This window comes from Hydrogenophaga taeniospiralis, from assembly GCF_020510445.1.
GTDB lineage: Bacteria > Pseudomonadota > Gammaproteobacteria > Burkholderiales > Burkholderiaceae_C > Hydrogenophaga.
Genome location: NZ_JAHBAG010000001.1, coordinates 2,266,128 through 2,285,012, shown reverse-complemented (window position 1 = coordinate 2,285,012; position 18,885 = coordinate 2,266,128). Strand labels below are relative to the sequence as shown.

The 18,885-nt window shown below is 67.3% G+C and carries 15 protein-coding genes; 3 read left to right on the top strand and 12 right to left on the bottom strand.

Going from position 1 to position 18,885, the window contains the following annotated elements; genetic code table 11:
- The first annotated feature begins 3 nt into the window (after positions 1-3).
- Genes KIH07_RS10940 through KIH07_RS10930 form a run of 3 tightly spaced genes read left to right on the top strand, consistent with a single transcriptional unit; the run spans position 4 to position 3,490 of the window.
- Complete coding sequence (locus tag KIH07_RS10940) at positions 4-1,512, top strand: mannitol dehydrogenase family protein (protein ID WP_226491993.1); 1,509 nt, start codon at positions 4-6, stop codon at positions 1,510-1,512.
- On the top strand, positions 1,509-2,468 hold the full coding sequence (locus tag KIH07_RS10935) for a sugar kinase (RefSeq protein ID WP_226491992.1): 960 nt from the start codon (positions 1,509-1,511) through the stop codon (positions 2,466-2,468). The genes KIH07_RS10940 and KIH07_RS10935 overlap by 4 nt, the downstream gene beginning before the upstream one ends.
- A 14-nt stretch (positions 2,469-2,482) precedes the next feature.
- Positions 2,483-3,490, top strand: coding sequence for a zinc-binding alcohol dehydrogenase family protein (locus tag KIH07_RS10930; protein ID WP_226491991.1), 1,008 nt, complete (start codon positions 2,483-2,485; stop codon positions 3,488-3,490).
- A gap of 36 nt (positions 3,491-3,526) precedes the next feature.
- Here KIH07_RS10930 and KIH07_RS10925 read toward each other — a convergent pair whose 3' ends face one another.
- From KIH07_RS10925 to KIH07_RS10870, 12 genes are all read right to left on the bottom strand, one after another.
- On the bottom strand, positions 3,527-5,818 hold the full coding sequence (locus tag KIH07_RS10925) for a LamG-like jellyroll fold domain-containing protein (RefSeq protein WP_226491990.1): 2,292 nt from the start codon (positions 5,816-5,818) through the stop codon (positions 3,527-3,529).
- 306 nt (positions 5,819-6,124) lie between these two features.
- A complete protein-coding gene (locus KIH07_RS10920; RefSeq protein ID WP_226491989.1) occupies positions 6,125-6,490 on the bottom strand; it encodes an RNA recognition motif domain-containing protein in 366 nt (121 codons plus the stop codon).
- 182 nt (positions 6,491-6,672) lie between these two features.
- On the bottom strand, positions 6,673-8,286 hold the full coding sequence (locus KIH07_RS10915; RefSeq protein WP_226491988.1) for an alkaline phosphatase D family protein: 1,614 nt from the start codon (positions 8,284-8,286) through the stop codon (positions 6,673-6,675).
- A gap of 119 nt (positions 8,287-8,405) precedes the next feature.
- The gene (locus KIH07_RS10910) at positions 8,406-8,747 is read right to left on the bottom strand and encodes a single-stranded DNA-binding protein (protein ID WP_226491987.1); all 342 of its coding nucleotides are present in this window, start codon (positions 8,745-8,747) and stop codon (positions 8,406-8,408) included.
- On the bottom strand, positions 8,744-9,223 hold the full coding sequence (locus tag KIH07_RS10905) for a hypothetical protein (protein WP_226491986.1): 480 nt from the start codon (positions 9,221-9,223) through the stop codon (positions 8,744-8,746). The genes KIH07_RS10910 and KIH07_RS10905 overlap by 4 nt, the downstream gene beginning before the upstream one ends.
- Before the next feature lie 26 nt (positions 9,224-9,249).
- Positions 9,250-9,492 (bottom strand): hypothetical protein, encoded by a 243-nt coding sequence (locus tag KIH07_RS10900; RefSeq protein WP_226491985.1) that lies wholly within the window; start codon positions 9,490-9,492, stop codon positions 9,250-9,252.
- A complete protein-coding gene (locus tag KIH07_RS10895) occupies positions 9,489-9,794 on the bottom strand; it encodes a hypothetical protein (protein ID WP_226491984.1) in 306 nt (101 codons plus the stop codon). The genes KIH07_RS10900 and KIH07_RS10895 overlap by 4 nt, the downstream gene beginning before the upstream one ends.
- An 8-nt stretch (positions 9,795-9,802) precedes the next feature.
- Entirely contained in the window at positions 9,803-11,977 is a 2,175-nt protein-coding gene (locus KIH07_RS10890) for a DUF4164 domain-containing protein (RefSeq protein WP_226491983.1), read from the bottom strand.
- A gap of 539 nt (positions 11,978-12,516) precedes the next feature.
- Complete coding sequence (locus tag KIH07_RS10885; protein ID WP_226491982.1) at positions 12,517-14,691, bottom strand: alpha-galactosidase; 2,175 nt, start codon at positions 14,689-14,691, stop codon at positions 12,517-12,519.
- Between the two features lie 2 nt (positions 14,692-14,693).
- Positions 14,694-15,794 carry an ABC transporter ATP-binding protein gene (locus KIH07_RS10880; protein WP_226491981.1) on the bottom strand — a complete coding sequence of 367 codons (1,101 nt, stop codon included), beginning with the start codon at positions 15,792-15,794 and terminating at the stop codon, positions 14,694-14,696.
- 15 nt (positions 15,795-15,809) lie between these two features.
- The gene (locus KIH07_RS10875) at positions 15,810-18,047 is read right to left on the bottom strand and encodes a glycoside hydrolase family 2 protein (RefSeq protein ID WP_226491980.1); all 2,238 of its coding nucleotides are present in this window, start codon (positions 18,045-18,047) and stop codon (positions 15,810-15,812) included.
- A gap of 11 nt (positions 18,048-18,058) precedes the next feature.
- The gene (locus KIH07_RS10870) at positions 18,059-18,877 is read right to left on the bottom strand and encodes a carbohydrate ABC transporter permease (RefSeq protein WP_226491979.1); all 819 of its coding nucleotides are present in this window, start codon (positions 18,875-18,877) and stop codon (positions 18,059-18,061) included.
- Positions 18,878-18,885 lie beyond the last annotated feature (8 nt).

The window sequence follows — 18,885 nt, the reverse complement described above, 5'->3', positions numbered from 1 at the left end:
GACATGAACCGATTGAACGACCACACGGTGGGCGCGTTGCCGGCCGCCGTGACGCGCCCCGCCTACGACCGCAGGGCATTGAACACCGGCATCGTGCACCTGGGTATCGGCGCCTTCATGCGCGCCCACATGGCCGCCGCCACCGAAGCGGCCATCGCCGCAGGCGACCTGCGCTGGGGCATCGTTGGCGTGTCGCTGCGCCAGCCCGACACGCGCGACGCGCTGCAACCGCAGGACGGTCTGTACACCCTGGCGATCCGCGACGCCGATGCGCAAGGCCGGCCGCGCCAGCGGCTGCAGGTGATCGGTGCGGTGCGCGCCCTGCTGGTGGCGCCTGAGAACCCGGCCGGCGTGCTCGAAGCCATTGCCGCAGCAGACACCCGCATCGTGAGCCTCACGGTGACGGAAAAAGGCTACTGCCACGACCCGGCCACCGGCGCGCTGCGGCTGGACCACCCGGACATCGCCAACGACCTGGCCCACCCGCAAGCGCCGCGCTCGGCCATCGGCATGCTGGTGTTCGGGCTGCAGTTGCGCTTGGAGCGTGGCCACGGCCCGCTCACGCTGATGTCACTGGACAACCTGCCGGCCAATGGCCGCGTGCTGCGCGGCGCCGTGCTGCGCTTCGCCGAAGCGGTGGACCCGGCGCTGGCCCAGCGCATCGCCGCCGACTGCCGCTTCCCTTGTTCCATGGTGGACCGCATCGTGCCCCGCACCACCGACGCCGACCGCGCCGCCGTGAGCGAAGCGCTCGGGTGCGAAGACCGCTGGCCGGTGCTGGGCGAGCCCTTCTTTGACTGGGCGGTGGAAGATGATTTCGCCGCCGGCCGGCCCGACTGGACGCTGGGCGGCGTGCGCTTCGTGGCCGACGCCGAACCCTTCGAGCGGCTCAAGCTGCGCATGGTCAACGGCACGCACTCCAGCCTGGCCTACCTGGGCGCCATGGCCGGCTGGCAGACGGTGGACAAAGCCATTGCCCAGGCGCCGCTGCGCGAGCACATCGAAGCGCTGATGCGCGACGAGATCGAACCCACCCTGGCCGATCTTCCCGGCCTCGACCTGGCCGCCTACCGCGCCAACCTGCTGGCCCGCTACGCCAACCCGGCGCTCGCCCACCGCACGCAGCAGATCGCCATGGACGGCTCGCAGAAGCTGCCCCAGCGCCTGCTCGGCACCGTGCGCGACCGGCTGGCTGCCGGCTTGCCCGTGCCCCGCATGGCGCTGGGCATTGCGGCCTGGATGCACTACCTGCGCGGCGTGGACGAACTGGGCAACGCCTATGCCATCGACGACCCGCATGCCGCCGACCTGACGGCGCTGTACCAACGCACGCTGGGGCAGGGGGCGAGCATCGAAGCCGTGCAGGCCATGCTGTCCTACGCGCCGGTGTTCGGCGACCTGGCGGGCAACCAGGCACTGGCCGCCGCGCTGCTTTCCGCCCTGCGATCACTGCAGACGCACGGCGTGCGGGCCACGCTGGACGCCGTGAACCGCGGGGAGCTGGGCGCATGACGGCAGCTCCCGAGCCACTCGATGTCCTGACACTGGGCGAGACCATGGCGCTGCTGGTTGCCCAGGAGTCCGGGCCGCTGGAGCAGGTGCAGACCTTCAGCAAGCGGCTGGCCGGCGCAGACAGCAATGTGGCCATCGGTCTGGCCCGCCTGGGCTTCCGCGTGGGCTGGGTCAGCCGCCTCGGGGCCGACTCGTTCGGCCGCTATGTGCGCGAGGCCATCGAAGCCGAAGGCGTGGACACCTCGCAGGTGGAGGTGGACCCGAACCGCAGCACCGGCTTCATGCTCAAGTCGCGCAGCCTGGACGGCAGCGACCCGGCCATCGAGTACTACCGCCGCAACTCCGCCGCCAGCCAGCTCGGGCTGGCCAACCTGCCGACCGCCTACGCGCTGCGCGCCCGCCACCTGCACGCCACCGGCATCACGCCCGCGCTGTCGCCCGCGGCCTGCGAGGTGGTCGCGCACGCCATGCAGAGCCTGCGCGCCGCAGGCCGCAGCGTCTCGTTCGACCCCAACCTGCGCCCCCGCCTGTGGCCCGACACGGCCACCATGCGCGACACCCTGAACGACCTGGCGCGCCACGCCGACTGGGTGCTGCCCGGCATCGAGGAAGGTCGGCTGCTCACGGGCCAAAGCACCCCCGCCGACATCGCCGCCTGGTACCTCGACCGGGGTGCCAAAGCCGTGGTGGTGAAGATGGGTGCCGAGGGCGCTTACTTCCACACCGCCAGCGGTGAACACGGCCAGGTGCCCGGCGTGCCCGTGCCGGTGGTGGTGGACACCGTGGGTGCCGGCGACGCGTTTGCCGTGGGCATCATCAGTGCCCAGCTCGAAGGGCGTTCATGGCCCCAGGCCCTAAAGCGCGCCAACTGGATCGCCTCGCTCGCGCTGCAGGTGATCGGCGACATGGAAGGCCTGCCCACGCGCAGCGAGCTTTCAGAACACAACATCGATTGAACCCAAGGAAAACCATGCTGACCGTTGTCTGCGAAACCCCCGGCACCCTGCTGCCCCAAGACCGCCCCATGCCCGAACGCGGCGCCAACGACGTGCTGCTGCGCGTCAAGCGCGTGGGCGTGTGCGGCACCGACCTGCACATCTTCACCGGCAAACAGCCCTACCTCAGCTACCCGCGCGTGATGGGCCACGAGCTCTCGGGCATCGTTGAAGCCGCTCCGGCCGACGGCGCCCTGCGCCCCGGCGACACGGTCTACGTCATGCCCTACCTGTCGTGCGGCACCTGCATCGCCTGCCGCGCGGGCAAGACCAACTGCTGCACGAACATCCAGGTGCTCGGCGTGCACCGCGACGGCGCCTTCACCGAATACCTCACTGTGCCCCAGGCCTTCGTGCACAAGGCCGAAGGCGTGTCGCTCGACCAGGCCGCCATGGTGGAGTTCCTGGCCATCGGTGCGCACGCCGTGCGGCGCTCGGGCCTGCGTGCGGGGCAGCGCGTGCTGGTGGTGGGCGCCGGCCCCATCGGCATGGCCGCGATGATCTTTGCCCAGCTGCGCGGCGCCACCGTCACCGCGCTGGATGGCCGGCAGGACCGGGTGGACTTCTGCACTGGTTCGCTGGGCGTTCACGCAGGTGTGCCGCTGGGCGAAGGCGACGAGGAGCAACTGGCCAGGCTGACCGACGGCGAGTTCTATGACGTGGTGTTCGATGCCACCGGCAACCCGCAGGCCATGGAGCGCGGCTTCCGCTTCGTGGCCCACGGCGGCAGCTACGTGCTGATCTCGGTGGTGGGTGCCAACATCACCTTCTCCGACCCGGAATTCCACAAGCGCGAGATGACGCTGCTGGGCAGCCGCAACGCCACCACCGAAGACTTCAGCACCGTGCTCGGTGCCATGCGCGCGGGCCTGATCCCGGCCAGCCTGAACACCCACCGCCTGGCACTGGCGGACGTACCGACACAGTTCCAGAACCTGCTCGACCCGTCCGCCGGGGTGATCAAGGCCATCGTGGAGTGTTGAGCGGGTCGGGAGCCGCAGAAGCCTCCACCGCGAGCGCTACTGCGCGCACAGGCTCGGGCTGGGCGCCAGGTCCGGCCGCGGGGTTGTTTGCGCCGGGACGCGGGTCTCGGTGCAGGTGCGTGCGGGCAGACCCGTCATCAAAGCGCGGATGGCGCTGCTGCTGAACGCGCCGCTGTAGATGCGCAGGTCCTGCATCTTGCCGTTGAAATAGGGGTCCCCCGAATACTGCGAGCGGCCCAGCCAGTTCTGGTGGGTCGAGCCCAGCTGGAAGGGTGCCAGGTCGATGTCCGGGTTGGAGCCCACCGCCACGCCATTGACGTACAGCGTGCCCAGCCGGCCTTTGAGGGTCACGGCCACGTGCACCCAGGTCCCCGTGCTCAATGCTGCCGTGTGGGAGACGACTTGTTCACCAAAGTAGGTGGTGCCCGTGACGCGAAAGCTCATCTTGCCGCTGCCATCCCTGGGGATGAGGCACATGTAGCTGATGTCGCTGCTGCCGAAATCGAAGATGCGGGTGTTGTTCACGGCGGTGTTCCAGTACACCCAGAGTGCGATGGTGAAGTCGCCCAGCTCCTCCACCACCCCGGTGCTCAGCGCGAGATGGCTGGTGCTGCCGTTGAAGGCCAGGGCGTTGCCGGCGGTGCGCCCTGTGGTCCAGCTGGCATTGCCCACCAGGCTGCCATGGCGGACGGTGCTGCTGTTGTCGGTGGCGCTGGTGCCCGAGGTCTGGTTCAGCGGCAGGTCCAGGCGCAATTCAATGCCCAGCTGCACCCGGGCACGGTCGGCACCCACCAGGGTCTGGCCGCCGTGCACCGTGCATACCCTGTAAAACCACTGGCCCGTGCCCGGGTTGTCGGTATGGGTGCGCGTTGCGTCACTGCCCAGGGTGGCAACGGTGGTGAACGTGCCGTTGGCCGACGCGCTGCGTTGCACCAGATACGACGTGGCCAGGGCACTGCCCCACCAGGACAGCAGCACCTTTCCATCGGTGACGTAGGCCGTGAGCCCGCTGGGCGCCACGGCCGCGCTCGCGGGCGGGAGCGAGAAGGTCAGCGTGCCAAAACTGGGGGTGTCGCCGCCCCACTGGTTCGCTTCCGGGCGCAACCGCTCCGCCATGCGACGCACGTAGGGTGCAGACAGGCCCTTGCGGTTGGCGTAGTGGTTGTAGAGGCACTCCCAAATGGGGCGCAGATGCGGCCGGCCCGACTCGGAGACCTGGGTGAACGTGCCCTGCCGGTTGACGTAGCGGGAAAAAGGCAGCGTGTAGTAAACGCCGTTGCTGTCGGTCAGCTGTGCCTTGGCCACATACTCCGCGCCCGCCAGCAGTCGGTTGTTGCGGTAGCTGTACAGGTCATCGCCCTGCAGCCAGGCCATCTCGCACAGCAGGCCGCTCAGACCCACGCTCAGCGTGGCATGTCCGTTGTCGCGGGCAAGCTCCTGCCACTGGCCCAGATAACCCGGGTGCACGCAGTAGACGCTGTGGTCCGCGGCACCGTTGCCCCGGCCGTTCCGGTAGTAGTCCAGCGCCTTGTCGTAGATGTCGCGTCGGTCGCAGAAGATGCCGATGGCCATCTGGCCGCACAGGGCAATCAGGTCCCAGTTGGCCCAGTAGTTGGTGATGTTGGAGCCATTGTGGTTGTCCAGAAAATCCGAGCACTTGGACTGGAACTCCGCCAGCAACAGGTCCTGCATCGCCTTCAGACCCGCGCTGGACCAGCCGGCATAGCCGCGCATCAATTCACCGGCCATGGCCCATTGGTAGCCATACAGGCCGGCGGCGAGAAAGCGGTCGGCGTTGCCCGTGAGCGTGGTCATGGTGGACGACCAGGCGTCCAGATACGCGACCGCCGCATCGGCATAGCGCGTGTCGCCCGACACCTTCCAGCGCAACGCGAACTGGTAGGCACGCTGCACGTCTTCCACGATGGCGCGGAAGTTTTCGCCGTCTCCACCACGGACCACCGTGACCAGGGGCGCAGGTTCCCGCCCCAGTTGCGAGCGGCCGCTGTCGGTGAGCGCATTCCAGCCACTGGTCCAGGGCGACACACCGTTGTCCACCTGGGTTTTCATGCGCGCGAGATCGGCCGCGCTGTGCATGACCCCGGGGTGGGCAAAACCGCCAGTGGCCGCCGGGGCCGCCAACCCGCGATCGCTGGTGCTTTTCAACGTCGCTTCACCGACGCCGGCTCCGTCACCCAGACCCGCATCGTCACCGCCGCCGCAGGCCTGCAGTGCGGGCAGCAACAGCCCCGCGCCCAGGCGGTACATCAGCGTCCTGCGCGACAGGGCATCGTGAACCATCGGTTGGGCAGCGGAGGAACGCGGCATCAGGGGCATCTCGAATCCTGCTTTCGTGAAAAAGTGCCCATTCTATGAACCACCCCCACCAACCGTCCGGCGTTGTCCTGGCCCCGTGCGGTGCACCGACGACCGGTGCGTACAGCCGCTTCAACGGCACGGCCCCGGTGATTCGGTCCCGTCTTCGGCAGCACACCATGGGCCCGATGCGAGCGTTCAGGGTCCACGCTTCTCCGACGCTGTGGCAAGCGCCCCAAGAAAAAAGGCTTCGAAACCGGAGTTCCGAAGCCTCTTGGCTGGTCTCAGCGCTGGGCCGAGACGGCGGATTCGCAGGGCTTAGTAGCCGCCGCGGCCGTAGCCGCCACCGCCGGAGCGATCGCCACCACCGCCGTAACCGCCACCACCGGAGCGGTCACCGCCGCCGCCGTAGCCGCCGGTGCGGGGAGGACGTGCCTCCATCGGGCGGGCTTCGTTCACCGTGACGCTGCGGCCACCCAGCGACTGACCGTTCATGCCACTGATGGCGGCTTGCGCTTCGGCATCGCTGCCCATTTCGACGAAACCAAAGCCCTTGGAGCGACCGGTGTCGCGTTCCATCATGACTTTGGCGCTGGTGACCGAGCCGAACTCGCTGAAAGACTGTTGCAGGTCTTCGTCACGCACCGTGTACGGCAGGTTGCCGACGTAAAGTTTATTGCCCATAGGGACTCCGAAAAAAACAGAAACACAAAAGCGATGGGGTCCCGAAAGCTCAACAAACCCGAGTGTGCCGCCGTAGCGCGCGAAACTGACCGATCACCTGGAAGGCGCGCGGGCTTGATCGCCCGCGCAGGCCCATTATGGACCCCAGGGTGGCGGGCCGCGGTTTTTTTGTGTGAGCAGCGTCAAACCCGGTTGCGCTGCCCCTGTTTCTGTGCTGGCTGCGGCGCCAGCGTCTTGCTGTAAAGCGAGTCCCCCGCGAGGTCTTTCAGCGTCACCGTCATCGCGCGCGTCCGGGCGTCGATGTCGACCTGGCCGAAAAACTGCAGGCCATTGGTGGGCGGTGCGTTCACCTCGGTGGGCGCCTTCTGGTACACCACCTGCATGCCAAACGTGGTGTCGGCCTTGTTGGGGCCGAAGCCGCCGGCGTTCAGCGGGCCGGAGACAAACTCCCAGAACGGCGAGAAGTCACTGAACCGCGCCTTGGCCGGATCGAAGTAGTGGGCCGCGGTGTAGTGCACGTCGGCGGTGAGCCACACCACGTTCTGGATCCCCGCCTGTTTGATCGCGCGCAGCAGACCGGCCAGTTCCAGCTCCCGGCCCTTGGGTGCGCCGTCTTCGCCGTTGGCGATGGCTTCCCATTTTTCCTTGCCGTCGGCCACGTGCAGGCTGAGTGGCATGTCGGCGGCGATCACTTTCCAGACCGCTTTCGAGCGCTTGAGCCCGTCCAGCAGCCAGTCCAGTTGCGGCTTGCCCATGAAGACGGTCTCGGCGCTTTCGCGGGTCTGCAGGTTCGCGGTGTTGGGGCCGCGGTAGCTGCGCATGTCCACCACGAACAGATCGAGCAGCGGGCCCTGCGGCAGGTGGCGGTACACGCGCTCGGACTCCACATCGGCCGTGCGGCGCATTGGGGCAAATTCGTTGAAAGCCTTGGTGGCCCGCGCCACCAGCAGCGGGACGTTCTTCTCGGTGTAGCGCTTGTCGTCGCTCAAGTCCTTGGCGTCCGAGTGGTTGTTGACCACCTCGTGGTCGTCCCACTGCCAGATCTGGGGCACATCGGCCGCCATGCGGCGCACATTGGCGTCCATCAGGTTGTAGCGGTAGCGGCCACGGAACTCGTTCAGCGTTTCGGCGACCTTGCTCACCTCTTCGGTCACCACGTTGTTCCACAGGTTGCCGTCGGCCAGCTTCACCTGTGCGCTGATCGGGCCGTCGGCGTAGATGGTGTCACCGCAGTGCAGGAAGAAGTCCGGGTTGGTCTTGCGCATCTGCTCGTAGATCTTCATGCCGCCCCAGGCTTCGTTGATGCCCCAGCCCTGCCCGGCCGTGTCACCGCTCCAGACAAAGCGCACATCGCGCGTGGCCCGGCCACGGGTGGCCGCCGGCGGCAGGCGCAGGTGCCCTTGCAGGGGTTCCGAGAGCACGCGCTCGTTGTGCAGGTCCTGCAGCACCACGCGGTAAAAGATCTCCTGGCCGGCGGGCAGCCGGGTGAGGTCGACGCGGCCGGTGAAGTCGCTGTCTTCCAGCATGTGCGGGCCACGCACGCGGGTGGCGTTGGCAAAGCTCGCGGTGGTGGCCCACTCCAGCCACAGGCGCGCTGGGCGGTCGCTGCGGGTCCAGATCACCGCGCCGTCGGCCTTGGGGTCACCACTCTGAATGCCATGGGCCATTTGCGGCCGCATGCCATCGCGCGTGATGAAGGCGGGGGCAGCGGCGCCCTGCGCCCAGACACGCGACGCTGGCGCCACCACGGCACCCCCAAGAAGGGCCCCGCGGGCCATGAAAAGACGACGATCCATTTGAAACACTCCAAAGACAGTTGCAACAGCGCTGCAGTCTTCGGGGTTTCGATGTCAGGCGTATGAAGGTCGCGTGTCGGTTCGCCCGGCGCACGGCCGCATCAGCGGCCAGCCCGCCACTATTCGGACGCCGGCCCGTCACCCAACGCCGCCTGCTTGCGGCTCACGTGGTAGGCCGTCATCACCTGCGTGGCGATCAGGTCCAGGCTCGGGCGGGTGATGCCTTGTTTGTCGGTCCAGACCTTGGGCGTGAGCGCGCCCGAGAGCGTGAGCGCCTCGCCGTCGGCCAGCGCCAGCAGCGCCGCGCAGGGCGCCTCGTCAAACGCGATCACGTTGACGATGAACTCCTCGTCCGCCTTGTTGCGCGCCAGCACGCGCGCCACGATGTAGCCGCGGCCCGCCTTGTCCACGCGGCGGGAAGCGTCGCCCATCAGGCGGCCGGCGATCAGTCCGTCGATCATGATCGCGGCTTCTCGAAACCCGAGACCACCCAGGCCTCGGCGCTGGCCGCGTTGAGCCGGAAGTTCGGCGGCGCGGGCACCAGGGCCAGCTCTTCGTCGAACTCGTTGAGCGCGCGCAGCGTGGCGGTGGCGCCCTCTTCGTCGGGCACGATGGCCAGCTCCACGCGGATGCGCTGGCCGCCCACCGTGATGCTCAGGTTCTTGTTCAACTCGGCGTGGCGCTGCTGCTCGGAGCGGCGGATCACCTCCTTGGCCGTCTTCACCAGCGTGTTGAACGCATTGGTGTCCAGCGGCTTGGGGTTCTTCTTGTCGCGCCCCATCGTCCAGGGGCCCACCAGCGCGGGCTCGGCCTGGCCGTCCAGGAACATGGCCACCGCCCAGCCATCGTCGTCTTCGTTCTTGATCACGCGCGCGGTCCAGTGCTCGTCGCTCCACACGCGGTCTTCGTGGATCGGGTCTTGGGTGTCTTGGGTCATGGGGGGATGGTAAACGGCGAAGGCGTTCAAACCGCCGGCCCGAACAGCCCGGTGCGCCACAGCACCTCGCGCTCTGCCTCGCTCAAACCTTGCAGCTCCTCACCCGGCCGGGCCAGCACCCGGCGGTGGCCCACCGGGAGGCTGAGTGCCCGGGCACCGTTGAAGCGCAGGCGTTCGGGCACTGTCGCTGTAGCCGCCGGCGGCTGCGCCGAACCGGCAGAGGCCCAGCGGTCGGGCGCCGGCACCGAGGATCGTTGACAACAGCTCATGATCGTTCTCCCACGGCCAGTTCCACCGCGCTCGCGCCGCCGGCCATGGCCAGCCACAGCAGCAGCCAAGCTGCCCAGCCAGGCGCCAGCACGGCCGCGGGCAACACCGCCAGCCAGACCGCGAGGCAATGCACGCAGGCCAGGCCGTCGGCCAGCGGCGTGCCGGCCACGGCCGCATGCAGGCGCGAGACGAGGTCGAACGGGCCCCGCTCGCGCGCCACCAGCCGGGCCAGCCGCCACACGGCCAGCACCGAGAGTACCGCTTCAAACCACGGTGGCTCAGTGCCAAAGCCGAGGTCCATACGCAGGCTCAATTGGCGTCGAACACCGCGAACACGCGGCTCGTGTCCTGGTACACGCGCGTGGCCTCGTATTCGAAGGCCGGTGTCGGTGGCGCCATCACCTGGTTGGTGTCGAAGGCCCGCGAGACGCTGCGGGCAAAGAAGCCATAGGTGCCCTGCGCGGCATTGGCCGGCAGCGTGTACACCGCCTGCATCAGCCCGCCCTGGTCGCCCACCGTGGTGTGCCAGTGCTCGAAGCCGAACGGCCCGTCCGCGCCACCGCTGCCACCGGTGCGCGCCATGCCCACGTTGCCACAGACGGTCGGGTGGAAGTAGGCGTTGCGGAAGTGTTCGCTGTGCACGTCCATCGTGACGCGGAATTCCACCGCCACCGGCACAGCCCCGCGGCGCACCACCGGGCAGTTGCCGCCGATGGGCAGCCAGTCGGCATCGCCGGCCTTGCGCCACGCGATGTCGAACACGAAGCCCGGTGCGTGGTTGTCCACCACCACCGCCACCGGCGCCGCGCTCGACAACACGTTGCCGGGCGGCAGGCCCACCTGCAGCACCAGTTCGTAGGTGCCGTCGGGGTAGGCGCCACCGGTGGGCCAGTCCAGCAGCAGCTGTTCGCTCGGCAGCCAGCTGTTGGGCCCGGCGGGCAGGTTGATCGGGTACCAGCCGTTGGCGTCGCTGGTGGGCGCGTGCCACTCGCCCACCCCGGCGCCGTTGAGCCGGTACAGCCACCAGCTCACGCCGACAAAAGGCGTCTGCGGGCCAAAGGCCGCGCTGCCTGGCGCGCGGTGGCGGTACAGCACGCGGTAGTGCGTGGCCTGCGGGTGCGTGCGGTGGCAGCCCAGCAGCGACAGCTTGCCGTAGGCCGGGGAACGCGCCGTCGGGTTGGGCAAGGCATCGACGCTGGTGCCCGACGGGTGCGGGCGGTTGGTGCGCAGGTTGTAGCCCGTGGCGCTGTCGAAGGTGGTCGGGTCGCCGGTGAGCGGCAGGCGCCCGGCCATGACGATGGCGGGCGCGTTGCCGCAAGGAATCTGCTCGTCGGGAAAACAGTCGGGCGCCACGCGCGCGCTCGGGTCCGCCTCCAGCGTCACGAAGGGCAGGTTCCCGGCGTTCCAGCGCACGTCGAAGTGGCTCTCGCCGTAGATCACCTCTTCCACGCCGTCGCCGTCCACGTCCTGCAGCACGCGGAAGGTGATGTCGGGCACGTCAATGATGGGCACCCACTCCGGCATGCGCACGTTCACACAGCGCCGCATCGGGCCGATCCAGTGCCGCGGATCAAAACCCTCGAACGCCTGGGGGTCCAGCCGCAGCTGCGCGGCCACGCTGTCCAGCGCCACGCGCGACAGCACCCCCTTCTTGCCCTCGGTGTCGGCCAGAAAATCGGCCGGCAGCGGCGGCGCCATGCGCAGCGCCGCCGGTGCGTCCAGCGCATGGTCGAGCGCCGAGGTGTCTTCGCCAAACGCGGCGCCAGGCAGGGCCTCGAAGCGGGCCAGCGCCTCGGCGGCGCGCGAATCGCTCATCGCGGCCATGCGCCGCAAGGCCGCGAAGTCGGGCGCCGGGTCCGGCCCGGGGATGGGCCCGCGCGGGCCGCGCTCGGTCGGCACCGGCATGCGCTCGCGCAGGTCGTCCAGCAGCTCGCGCCAGTTCGGACGCTCGAACAGCACCGGAAAACACAGCCGCAGCGTGCGCCAGCGCAGCACCCAGTCGATGTCGAAGCGCGGAATCCAGACGCAGAAGTTGCCACACGCGTCCGTCTTCACGGTGGCGATCACCTCGCGCCGGCAGTTGAACGGGAACAGCCAGCTCCACTGCGAACCCATGGGGTGGTAGGCGAACAGCGAACAGTCGGTGTCTTCCACCTGCACGGTGGCCAGCGGCACCGGCATCACGCGGCCCGTGGTCGCGTCGGTGCGCACCACCTTGCCGCACACCCGCTGCATGAAGAGCCAGCGCGGGTCCAGCACATGGCCCAGCCTGGCTTTGAGATCGGCCACCGGCTGACCGGCCAGGCGCTTGATCGGCGCACCGCTCAAGGCCGCCAGGCGCGCGGCGCCGAGCTTGCCGATGACCGCCGATTCGGCGGCATCAAAATCGGCGTCCAGACGCACCGCCGCAGCGGCGGTGGGGCGAATGGGCGAGGTGGTGGTGCGGGCCTTGCTGTCCGCGCTCGGGTGGGGTGACTTGGCCATGGCGACTCCTCGGTGATAGGGGATGGGCGATCGATCCGCATGAAGCCCGATGCGTCATGGGAAACAACCGCGTTCAGTGTGCGAGCCGCCCACCCCCGCGGCATCCCCAACATGGGAGAGCGCCATCCCCCGTTTGGGAGAGCCATCGGCCTGTTCAGGCGGGGTTTTACATGCGGATACAGCGCGGGCTGCGTGCCATCAGACTGCAAGACCGACTTTGTGGCCTTCGTCAACGTCCTGTTGACCCACACGCATGCCAAGGCTCGCCGCGTTCATCTGGTGATCGACAACCTGAACATCCACTCAAGATCGGCATCCTCAGTCGTCAATGCCTGGACCGGAGTGTTGAATGCCGACGCCGACTGCAACGCGAGGCTGAAGCTTGGCAGCAGGCCCACAACGCTGCTCAGCGAACCATCGGGTGGACGTTCACGCGTCAGGACGCGGATCAGAAGCTCAGTCGACACCTCGTTCCGAAACTTGCGTGTTGATGCACCAGGTGCATGGCCTATAACAAGTTTTGAAAATTGCCGCGACTTTTATGGTGGAACAAGCCGCAACCGGTAGATCAACGCACTCTCCGCGTTCATGCGCGGCAGCGGCAGGCCCACGGCCGCCAGCCAGGCGCCGTGCGCGGTGGGCGGCAGGGCCTGCTGGGCCCCGGCGGCCAGGGCTGCGTCGTTCAGCGGGCTGCTGCTCCCGTCGGGCGGCGTGGGGTCCAGCCGTTCGATGGTGTAGTGCGCGGCCGGGCGCAGCATGGGCAGGCGCAGCGGTGGCGTGTTGCGGTGGCTGGTGGGCGTGGTGCGGTAAACCAGCAGCAGTACCTCGCTGGCATGGGCGTCACCATGCGCTTGCCACAGCACGCCGTCGCCGGCCTCGCCCAGCCACACCTGTCCGGTGTGCAGGCGGTTGCGCAGCTGCTTGTACAGCCCCACCCAGCGGCCCAGCGCCATGCGCTCCTCGTCGCTCAGGCGGCGCACATCGGCCTCTATGCCCAGGTGGCCGCTGAGTGCCACGCCGGCGCGGAAGTTCAGGCTCTGGCTGCGGCCCGTGGTGTGCGCGGGCGCGGGGCCAATGTGGGCGCCCAGAATTTCGGGTGGTAAAAACTGCAGCGCACCGCGCTGGATGGCCACGCGCGACAGTGCATCGTTGCAGTCGCTGGTCCACACGCGGTGGGTGTGGGCCAGCACGCCCAGGTCCAGCCGGGCGCCGCCAGAAGCGCAGCTTTCAATCTCCAGCTGCGGGTGGGCGGCGCGCACCCGGTCCAGCAGGGCGTACAGCGCGTGCACAAAGCTGCGGTACGCGGGGCGCCCCAGCGCGTTGCCTGCGGTGGTCAGGTCGCGGTTCATGTCCCACTTCAGGTAGGCAATGGGCACGTTCTGCAGCAGGGTGTCCAGCTGGGTGAACAGGTAGTCCGCCACCTCGGGGCGGGCCACGTCCAGCACCAGCTGGTTGCGCATGGTGAGCAGCGGGCGGCCTTCGAGCTGCAGCGCCCAGTCGGGGTGGGTGCGGAACAGCTGGCTGTCGGGGTTCACCATCTCGGGCTCCACCCACAGGCCAAACTCCATGCCCAGTTCATTCACATAGCTGGCCAGCGGCTGCAGGCCGTGCGGGTACTTGGCCGGGTCGGGCCACCAGTCGCCCAGCGCGGCCTGGTCGCTGTGCCGGCCCTGGAACCAGCCGTCGTCCAGCACAAAGCGCTCTACGCCCACGCTGGCGGCGGCGGCGGCCAGCGCGCGGATGTCCTCGGTACGGTGGTCAAAGTAGACCGCCTCCCAGGTGTTCAGGTGCACAGGGCGCGGGCGCATGCGCCCGCCGGGCCAGGGCAGGCGACTGCGCACCGTGGCGTGGAAGTTGGCGGCCAGGCCGTTCAGGCCCTGCGTGGAGCAGCTGGCGAACAGCGTGGGCGTCTGCAGCGATTCACCCGCAACCAGGCGCACTTCGCCCGGCGCCAGCCATTCGCCCATTTGCCATTGGTACTGCCCATCGTGCAGCCATTCAATGGCCTGGCGGTGGTTGCCCGACCAGGCCAGGTGCGCGCCATACACGGTGCCCGTGTGCGGGGTGGCGCCGGGCGTGGTGACCACCGCACCCGGAAAACTGTCGTGCGAGGTGCGGCCGCGCCGGTTCTCGCGCTGCCACAGACTGCGAGACAGCGCGTCCACCTGCAGTTGAAACTCATTGGCCCATTGGCCCGCGAACGAGCGCACGCCCTGCGCATCGCCCGGCAGCGGCACGGTGCCCGCGGCCAGCCAGTGCACGTCCAGCACGTCGGCACCGTCATTGAACAACTCGCTGCGCAGCTGCAGCACGTCGTTAACGTCCAGCGCCAGGTGCAACACCAGGCGCAGCTGGGCCACGCTGTCCGTCAGGTGGATGGCGATGCGCTGGCCGGGCTCCAGGGTGTTGATGCTGCAACTGTTGAACTGTTGCGCAAACTGCTGCCCGCCGCGGTGCGCCAGCAGCGCGCTCTGGCCATACCAGCCCACGCCAAAGGTGGGGGCCACGGTCAGCGGCTGGTCCAACTCCATGCTGCTGGGCGGGATGGCCCGGCCGTCCCGCAGCGGCGCCAGCGGCACGCAGTGGTCCGGCAGGCGCGGGCCCCAGTAGCGCCACAGCGGCGCCTCATGCGGGCGCACCTCCAGCACCACACTGCTGTGGGTGCCGTGCAAAACGGTGAATGCGGCAGAGGCCTCGGGCGCGTGGGTGGGCATGTTCAGTTGCAGTAGATGCGCTGGCCGCTCTTGTCAAACAGCAGGGCCTTGGCCGCGTCAAAGTGGGCGTCCATTGTCTGGCCCGAGCGCAGACTGCGACCGTGTTTGCTTTCCATGACCACCATCACACCACTGGCCGAGCGTGCGTACACAAAGGTCTCGCCGCCCAAATGCTCCAGCATGTCGATGCTGACGGGCAGCGTGGTGCTGCCGCCTTCTTGGAAATGTTCGGGCCGCACGCCCACCGACACCTCGGTGCCCACAGCGGGCAGGTTGCCGTCCAGCGGCAGGGTCACCACGGTGTTGTCAAAGCCGGCCAGGGCCACTTGGCACTGGTTCACGCCGTTGAATCGGTTGTGACCCGTCACTGTGCCGTCGAAGAAGTTCATGCGGGGCGAGCCGATGAAGCCCGCCACAAAGGTGTTGGCCGGGTTGTCATACAGCTCCAGCGGCGCGCCCACCTGCTCCACCACATCGGCGCGCAACACCACGATTTTGTCGGCCAGCGTCATGGCCTCCACCTGGTCATGCGTCACGTAGATGATGGTGCTGCCCAGTTCGCGGTGCAGGCGCGCAATCTCGATGCGCATGTGCACGCGCAGCTCGGCGTCCAGATTGGAGAGGGGTTCGTCAAACAGAAACACCTGTGGGTCGCGCACGATGGCGCGGCCAATGGCCACACGCTGGCGCTGCCCACCCGACAGGGCCTTGGGTTTTCGGTCCATCAGCGGGCCCAGGCCCAGGATGTTGGCGGCGGCGTCCACCTTGGTGGCGACCTCCGCCTTGGCCACACCGGCGTGTTTGAGCGCAAAGCCCATGTTTTCGCGCACGGTCATGTGCGGGTACAGCGCGTAGCTCTGGAAGACCATGGCAATGCCGCGTTTGGACGGGTCCACATGGTTCATCACCTGTTCACCAATGCGCAGCTCGCCGCTGGTGATGTCTTCCAGGCCCGAGATGGCGCGCAACAGCGTGGACTTGCCGCAGCCCGAGGGACCGACAAACACCACAAATTCGCCGTGTTTGATGTCCAGGTCCACGCCGCGGATGATGTCGATCTCTCCGAACGATTTGCGGACCTGGGTGAGTTTGACGTCTGCCATGCGGTTCTCCTCGTTTTATTCTGCGCGTAGTGTCAGGACTTGCTCGCCCATGCGGCGTGTGGACACGCGCACGGTGATGTCGCCCACCGCGCCGGTGGTCTCGACCCAAAAGCCGGTCACTCCGCCCTTGAGCGTGAGCGTGTCGGGCCCCAACAGCCTGGCCGCACCGGCCACCTGTACATGCGCCACCTCGTCCAGGAAAGGCAACAAGCGCCCGGCCTGGTCCAGCGCACGCACGATGACGCGGGTGGCGTCTTTCTCGTCGGCGCGCAGCACCGTGTCGTCCACCTGCACCTGCAGCGTGGTGGGCAGCGGGTTGCCCGAGAGCTTCACGGTAGCCACGGCCTTGCCATCGATGTAGCCGGTGACGGTGGCGTCGCGCCACAGCATGCCCCAGGCGCCCAGGTCACTCATGTTGACGTGGCGGCTGTCGAAGATGACGGGCGCATGCGGCAGGTGGGGGTAGCGTTCGCGGTCGGGCTCGGCGCGCTTGGCGGCAAAGTCGCCCACCTTCAGTTCCACATGGTCGCAGTTGGTCAGCACGATGAGGGGCAGCACCTCGCAACGGTCTTTCTCACCACGCGCCCAGTAGGTCACGGGCTGCAGCACCACCTGCTCGGCCGGGCTGCACTGGCTGGTGTAGCCCCAGGCGGCGAACTTGGGCTCGCGGAAGATGTCCATTACGCCGTGGTGGCAGATGCGGTCACCCGCGCCGAAGTCCTTGTGGGTGTTGTAGTCGTACATGCACCAGCCAATGGCGCCGCTGATGACGGGGTTCTCGTAGGCCTTGTTCAGCACATCCAGATGGCGGGTGACATGTTCGGCCTGGCGGTCTTCGGGGTCGATGCGCTTGGTGGGGTACATGTGGCCGTTGAACTCGGTGATGAGGTAGGGCACCTCATGGTCCAGCCCCGTCACCTGGCGTGGCTGGCGCAGCGGCGTGGGGGCAATACCTTTCATCCACTCGGGTGTAGCCACGTGGCAGAAGTCGTTGACGGTGTATACGTCTTCCAGCAGCTCGCTGTTCTCGATGTAGCGCACGCCACCGGTCTGGCGGGTCGTGTCCAGGCTGCGGGCCATGGCGTTGGTGCGGGTGTAGAAGTCGTGATTGTCTTGCGACTCGTTGATGCGCACGCCCCAGATGATGATGGAGGGGTGGTTCCAGTCGCGCTCCACCATGCGGCGCACGTTTTCTACCGACTCGTCCTGCCAGGCCTGGCCGCCGATGTGCTGCCAGCCCGGGATTTCTTCAAACACCAGCAGGCCGATCTCGTCGCAGCGGTCCAGGAAGTAGGTGGACTGCGGGTAATGCGAGGTGCGCACCAGGTTGCACTTGAGCGTGTGCTTCATCACGTTAGCGTCTTTTTCCTGCGCGCGCTGGCCCATGGCGTAGCCCACATAGGGGTAGCTCTGGTGGCGGTTCAGGCCGCGGATTTTGATGTGCTTGCCGTTGAGGAAAAAGCCTTCGGTGGTGAAGCGGGCGGTGCGGAAACCGAAGCGCGTACTGAGCTGGTCCCGGTTGTCCAGGGTGGCACGCACCAGGTACAGCTGCGGGGCGTCCAGTTCCCAGAGCTTGAGCCCTGCAAGCTGTGCAAAGCTGGCTTCAAAGCCAGTGGCGCTCAGGCTGACGGTTTGCTGGTGCAGTACGGTGCCGTCCACGTTGCACAGTTCGACCAAAGCCGTGCCACTGACTGTGGCGTTCGTGGGGTTGGCGAGAAAGCCTTTGACCCGCACACCCTTGGCGTCCGTCAATTCCTGCGAGGTTTCCACCTTGAGGTTGGCAATCGATACGGCGTCGTTCACCTGCAGCCACACATCGCGGTAGATGCCGGCATAGGTCAGGTAGTCGATCTGGCCGCCGAAGGGTGGGATCTCGGGGTTCTCGCTCCCGTCGATCTTGACGGTGATGAGGTTGTCGCCTTCCTTGAGCAGGCCGGTGAGGCGTGCGCTGAAGGGGGTGTAGCCATCCTTGTGCGCGGCGACTTGCTGGCCGTTGACCCAGACCATGCTGTTGGCCATGGCGCCGTCAAAGCGCAGGCTGACTTCGCGGCCCGCCAAGGCGGGCTCCCAGGCCAGGGTGTACTGGTAGGCAAATTCCTTCTGGTAACTGTGCTCGTCCAGGTAGGTCAGTTCCAGGTCCACTGCGTTGTGTGGCAGGCGCACGGCGACGCCGGGCAGGGCCTTGGTGGTGTGTTCAGACGAAAAAGAAGTGTGAAAGGTCCAGCCCGAGACGAGCTTGGTAACGGTTCGCATGAAGAAAAACCTTATTTGACGGAGCCCAGCATGCCCTGTACGAACTGCCGTTGCATTGCAAAAAACACCCCGAGGGTGGGCAAGGTGGCGAGCACGGCGGCGACCATGATCACGCCGAAGTCCGGGAAGTAGGCTGAGCCCAGCGAGGACAACACCAGGGTGATGGTCTTGAGCTCTGTCGACTGCAGCACGATGAGAGGCCAGAGGAAGTTGTTCCACGCCGTCATGAAAATGATGACGAAAGCCGCCGCGTAGGTGGAGCGCATCACCGGCATGTAGACGAACAGAAAGATCTGCCACTCCTTGAGGCCATCCAGCCGCGCGGCTTCGCGCAGCTCGGACGGGAAGGCCTTGGTGCTCTGGCGGAAGTAGAAAACGATGTAGGCCGAGGCCAGCGCGGGCAGGATGACGCCCATGTGCGTGTCCAGCAGGTCGAACTGCGCCATCAGGATGAACAGCGGAATCATCAGTGCGGCAAACGGAATCATCAGCGTGAGCAGCAGGCCGTTGTAGACGCGTTCGCGGGCTTTGGAGCTGAACACTTCAAAGCCATAGCCGGCCATGGACGAGATCATCAGCGTGGCGAAGCCGCCCAGGAGGGCGATCTTTCCGGAGTTCCAGAAGATCTGAGCCATGTCGAAGGTCTCGTTGAGCTTGGCCACGTTGTCCAACAGGGCTGTGCCCAGCGAAAACTTGCCCTTGGTCACGTCCACCGACGTGTTGGTGGCACCAATCACCATCCATGCAAAGGGGAAGAGTGAGAGAAAGGCCATCACCCCCAGAAAGAGGTAGACGCCGGCCATGCGAAATTTTTCAGTCCAGTTGGTCATCCTGTGTT

Excerpts from the sequence above, each read along its gene's own strand:
- KIH07_RS10940 (WP_226491993.1), top strand. The coding sequence starts at position 4 with ATGAACCGATTGAACGACCACACGGTGGGCGCGTTGCCGGCCGCCGTG.
- KIH07_RS10935 (WP_226491992.1), top strand. The coding sequence starts at position 1,509 with ATGACGGCAGCTCCCGAGCCACTCGATGTCCTGACACTGGGCGAGACC.
- KIH07_RS10930 (WP_226491991.1), top strand. The coding sequence starts at position 2,483 with ATGCTGACCGTTGTCTGCGAAACCCCCGGCACCCTGCTGCCCCAAGAC.
- KIH07_RS10925 (WP_226491990.1), bottom strand. The coding sequence starts at position 5,818 with ATGCCGCGTTCCTCCGCTGCCCAACCGATGGTTCACGATGCCCTGTCG.
- KIH07_RS10920 (WP_226491989.1), bottom strand. The coding sequence starts at position 6,490 with ATGGGCAATAAACTTTACGTCGGCAACCTGCCGTACACGGTGCGTGAC.
- KIH07_RS10915 (WP_226491988.1), bottom strand. The coding sequence starts at position 8,286 with ATGGATCGTCGTCTTTTCATGGCCCGCGGGGCCCTTCTTGGGGGTGCC.
- KIH07_RS10910 (WP_226491987.1), bottom strand. The coding sequence starts at position 8,747 with ATGATCGACGGACTGATCGCCGGCCGCCTGATGGGCGACGCTTCCCGC.
- KIH07_RS10905 (WP_226491986.1), bottom strand. The coding sequence starts at position 9,223 with ATGACCCAAGACACCCAAGACCCGATCCACGAAGACCGCGTGTGGAGC.
- KIH07_RS10900 (WP_226491985.1), bottom strand. The coding sequence starts at position 9,492 with ATGAGCTGTTGTCAACGATCCTCGGTGCCGGCGCCCGACCGCTGGGCC.
- KIH07_RS10895 (WP_226491984.1), bottom strand. The coding sequence starts at position 9,794 with ATGGACCTCGGCTTTGGCACTGAGCCACCGTGGTTTGAAGCGGTACTC.
- KIH07_RS10890 (WP_226491983.1), bottom strand. The coding sequence starts at position 11,977 with ATGGCCAAGTCACCCCACCCGAGCGCGGACAGCAAGGCCCGCACCACC.
- KIH07_RS10885 (WP_226491982.1), bottom strand. The coding sequence starts at position 14,691 with ATGCCCACCCACGCGCCCGAGGCCTCTGCCGCATTCACCGTTTTGCAC.
- KIH07_RS10880 (WP_226491981.1), bottom strand. The coding sequence starts at position 15,794 with ATGGCAGACGTCAAACTCACCCAGGTCCGCAAATCGTTCGGAGAGATC.
- KIH07_RS10875 (WP_226491980.1), bottom strand. The coding sequence starts at position 18,047 with ATGCGAACCGTTACCAAGCTCGTCTCGGGCTGGACCTTTCACACTTCT.
- KIH07_RS10870 (WP_226491979.1), bottom strand. The coding sequence starts at position 18,877 with ATGACCAACTGGACTGAAAAATTTCGCATGGCCGGCGTCTACCTCTTT.